General features: G+C 67.6%; 4 protein-coding genes and 1 pseudogene. All 5 read left to right on the plus strand.

Features of this window, described 5'->3' with window-relative positions:
• The coding region (locus tag VFL64_RS08345; protein WP_489539915.1) for an FAD-binding protein at nucleotides 1-180 on the plus strand (180 nt) is incomplete at its 5' end.
• Between the two features lie 129 nt (nucleotides 181-309).
• Nucleotides 310-1,080, plus strand: a complete 771-nt coding sequence (locus VFL64_RS08350; protein WP_489539916.1) for a class II aldolase/adducin family protein — start codon at nucleotides 310-312, stop codon at nucleotides 1,078-1,080.
• Between the two features lie 32 nt (nucleotides 1,081-1,112).
• A complete protein-coding gene (locus VFL64_RS08355; RefSeq protein WP_489539917.1) occupies nucleotides 1,113-2,039 on the plus strand; it encodes a 2-hydroxyacid dehydrogenase in 927 nt (308 codons plus the stop codon).
• A 37-nt stretch (nucleotides 2,040-2,076) separates the two neighbouring features.
• Nucleotides 2,077-3,288 (plus strand): ABC transporter substrate-binding protein, encoded by a 1,212-nt coding sequence (locus VFL64_RS08360; RefSeq protein WP_489539918.1) that lies wholly within the window; start codon nucleotides 2,077-2,079, stop codon nucleotides 3,286-3,288.
• A 4-nt stretch (nucleotides 3,289-3,292) separates the two neighbouring features.
• Nucleotides 3,293-3,926 (plus strand): annotated as a pseudogene (locus VFL64_RS08365) (cyclase family protein); the annotation flags it as partial.

A 3,926-nucleotide genomic window follows, 5' to 3' on the forward strand; every position in this document is an offset into this window, starting at 1 on the left:
CCGCAGCTGTACATCGCCGCCGGCATCTCCGGGGCGATCCAGCACCTGGCCGGCATGAAGGACAGCAAGGTCATCGTGGCCATCAACAAGGACCCCGAGGCACCCATCTTCAGCGTGGCCGACTACAGCCTCGAAGCAGATCTGTTCACGGCCGTGCCGGAGCTGGTGAAGGCGCTGTAAACCCGACACACGCGCGCAATCACCCTGGCGACAAGCGGAGCCCCTCGATGCGAACGCACCAGCGTGCTCTTGGACAAGCTCCGCGCCAGCCGGTATAAAAGTCGTTACACAAACCCACAGGAGACCCCCATGAATGCACCGCTCGAATTCGCGTCGCTCAAGAACCAGGTCTCCGCGGAAGAGTGGCAAACGCGGGTGGATCTCGCAGCGGCCTACCGGCTGGTGGCGCTCTTCGGTTGGGACGACCTCGTCTTCACCCACATCTCGGCGCGCATCCCGGGCGAACCGCACAACTTCCTGATCAACCCCTACGGTCTCTTCTTCGACGAGATCACCGCCTCCAGCCTGGTGAAGGTCGATCACCACGGCAAGAAGGTGATGCCCTCCAAGTTCGACATCAACCCGGCCGGCTTCGTGATCCACAGCGCGATCCACGATGCGCGCCCCGAGGTGAACTGCGTGCTGCATACGCACACGCTGCACGGCGTGGCAGTGTCGGCGCAGAAGAACGGCCTGCTGCCGCTGTCGCAGCAGTCCACGCTGCCGCTCAACCAGATTGCGTACCACGACTACGAAGGCATCGCACTGCGCGACGAAGAGAAGCCGCGCCTGTGCGCCGACCTCGGCACCGCCAACTGCCTGATCCTGCGCAACCACGGCCTGCTGACCTGCGGGCGTGGCGTACCCGAGGCCTTCCAGGCGATGTACGTGCTCGAAACCTCGTGCCGCATCCAGATCCTGGCGCAGTCGGGCGGCACCGAGCTCACGCACATCCCGCAGGACGTGGTCGAGCTCAACATGCGCCAGGCACGCGACGCCTCGCGCGGCCAGGGCTCCAACCTCGTGTGGCCGGGCCTCTTGCGCCGGCTGGATCGCCGCAACCCGGGTTATGACGCTTAGAGAAGGCGACGCTTAAAGGAAGCTCACGATCCATGGCCATCCTGGTGCTGTCGAACCCCCTTCCGTCGGCACCGTTTGCCGCGGCCCTGCGCCAGGCTTCCGGCGGCATCCCGGTCTGGACCGAGCAAGACAACCCGCCGCCCGAGGCGGTCGAGGCCATCCTCGCCTGGCGCATGAAGCCGGGCATCCTGCCCAAGTACCCCAACCTGCGCGTGCTGTGCTCCACCGGCGCCGGCGCCGACAAGCTGCTGGTCGACGACCTGCCCGAGCACGTGCCGCTCACACGCGTGGTCGACCCGATGCAAGGCATCGAGATCGCGCAGTACGTGGTGGCCACCACGCTGCGCTTCACCCGCGACCTGCCGCTCTATGCCGAACAGCAGGCACGCGCCGAATGGCTGCGCCACCCGGTGCGCACCGCGGTGCGCTGCCGCGTGGGCGTGATGGGGCTGGGTGCGGTGGGTCAAGCCATCGCACGCGCCTTTCTGCCCCTCGGCTACCCGGTGGGTGGCTGGAGCCGCACGCCGCGTGAGGTACCGGGCGTGGCCAGCTTCGCGGGCATGGACGAGCTGCCGCAGTTCCTGTCGCAGGCCGACATCCTGGTGTGCGCGCTGCCGCTCACCGACGAGACGCGCGGCCTGCTCAACCACCACACGTTGGCGCAGCTGCCGCGCGGCGCCTACCTCATCAACGTGGGCCGCGGCGAGCAGCTGGTCGAGCACGACCTGCAGGTGCTGCTCGACGGCGGCTACCTCGCCGGTGCCGCGCTCGACGTGTTCGAGCGCGAGCCGCCGCCGCCCGACAACTGGGTCTGGTCGCACCCGCAGGTGCTGGCCACGCCGCACATCGCGGCGCAAGCCTCGTTCGACACCGTGGCGCAGCAGTGCGTCGATGCGCTGCGTCGCGCGCGCGAGGGCCTGCCGCAACCGCTGGCGGTGGACCGGCAGGCCGGCTACTGAGCACCCATCACAACAACACCGAGGAGACAACCGCATGATGAGACTGAAGTCGTTCGCACTCGCCGCCACCGCCCTCGCCTGCGCCGCGGCCGCACAGGCCCAGGGCATCTCTGACGACAAGGTGAAGATCGGCCTCATCCTCGACATGTCGGGCCTGTACTCCGACATCACCGGCACCGGCCTGGCCACCGCGGTGAAGATGGCGGTCGACGACTTCGGCGGCAAGGTGCTGGGCAAGCCCATCGAGGTGCTGGTGGCCGACCACCAGAACAAGGCCGACATCGCCGCCAACAAGGCGCGCGAGTGGTACGACGTGGAGAAGCTCGACGCCGTGCTGGACGTCGCGGCGAGCGCCCCGGCGCTCGCGGTGGCCGCCGTTGCCAACGAGAAGAAGCGCATCGCCCTCTTCACCTCGCCGGGCGCCTCGCGCCTGACCAACGAGGCGTGCACGCCCTACACCATCCACTACACCTACGACACCTACGCGCGGGCCAACGTGACCGGCGCGGCGGTGGTCAAGGGCGGCGGCGACACCTGGTTCTTCCTCACCGCCGACTACGCCTTCGGCTCGGTGCTGGAGAAGGACACCACCGAGGTCATCAAGGCCGGCGGCGGCAAGGTGCTGGGCTCGGTGCGCCACCCGCTGAGCGCCTCCGACTTCTCCTCGTACATGCTCAAGGCCCAGGGCTCGGGTGCCAAGATCATCGGCCTGGCCAACGCGGGCGGCGACACCATCAACGCCATCAAGGCGGCCAAGGAGTTCGGCCTCACCGCCTCGGGCAAGCAGCAGATGGCGGGCCTCTTGATGTTCATCAATGACGTGCACAGCCTGGGCCTCGCAGCCACGCAGAACATGCTGCTGTCGGTCGGCTTCTACTGGGACCGCAACGAGGAAACGCGCGCCTGGTCGCGCCGCTACTTCGAGCGCATGAAGAAGATGCCCAACATGGCCCAGGCCGGTGCGTACTCGGCCACGCTGCACTACCTCAACGCCATCAAGGCCAGCGGTACCGACGCCACCGAGCCGGTGATGGCCAAGATGAAGTCCACGCCCATCAACGACATGTTCGCCAAGAACGGCCGCATCCGCGAAGACGGCCGCATGGTGCACGACATGTACCTGGTGCAGGTCAAGAAGCCCGGCGAGTCGAAGTACCCCTGGGACTACTACACCGTCAAGGACACGGTGAACGGCGACAAGGCCTTCACGCCGCTCGCCTCCAGCGCCTGCCCGCTGTTGAAGAAGTGACGACATGAGCACATCCACGCGCTGGAAGCGACGCCCCGAAGGCTCGACCTGGGGCGACTTCGGCCCCGACGACCAGTTGGGCCGCCTGAACCTGCTCACACCCGAGAAGGTGAAGCAGGGTGTGGCCGAGGTGCGCGAAGGCCTGTCCTTCGGCCTGAGCCTGCCGCTCGACTTCCCCGGCGAGGCCAAGCTCAACCCGCGCCGCCAGCCGCCCAAGCTCAAGCCCACCGACCTGAACGGCGACCCGTTCATGAACATGCCGCTGCGCCGCTTCGATGCGCGCTTCACCGACGTGGTCTGCGATGACCAGGTGGCCATCACGCTGCAGTACTCCACGCAGTGGGACACCTTCGCGCACGTGGGCTCGTGGTTCGACGCCGATGGCGATGGTGAACCCGAGAAGGTCTACTACAACGGCTACCGCGCGCACGAAGACGTGCTCGGTCCGGGCGACCTCAAGCTCGCGGCCTGCCCCTGCGGCGCCGAGGGCGGCTCCTACGCGATGAAGCTCGGCGTCGAGACCTTCGCCGTCAAGGCCATCCAGGGCCGCGGCGTGCTCGTCGACCTGCACGCCCACATCGGCGACACGCGCGAGCGCGTGGGCTACGAGCGGCTGATGCGCATCCTCGAGGCCGACA

It is taken from the genome of Rhizobacter sp., from assembly GCF_035702065.1.
In the GTDB taxonomy this organism is placed as follows: Bacteria; Pseudomonadota; Gammaproteobacteria; order Burkholderiales; family Burkholderiaceae_C; genus Rhizobacter.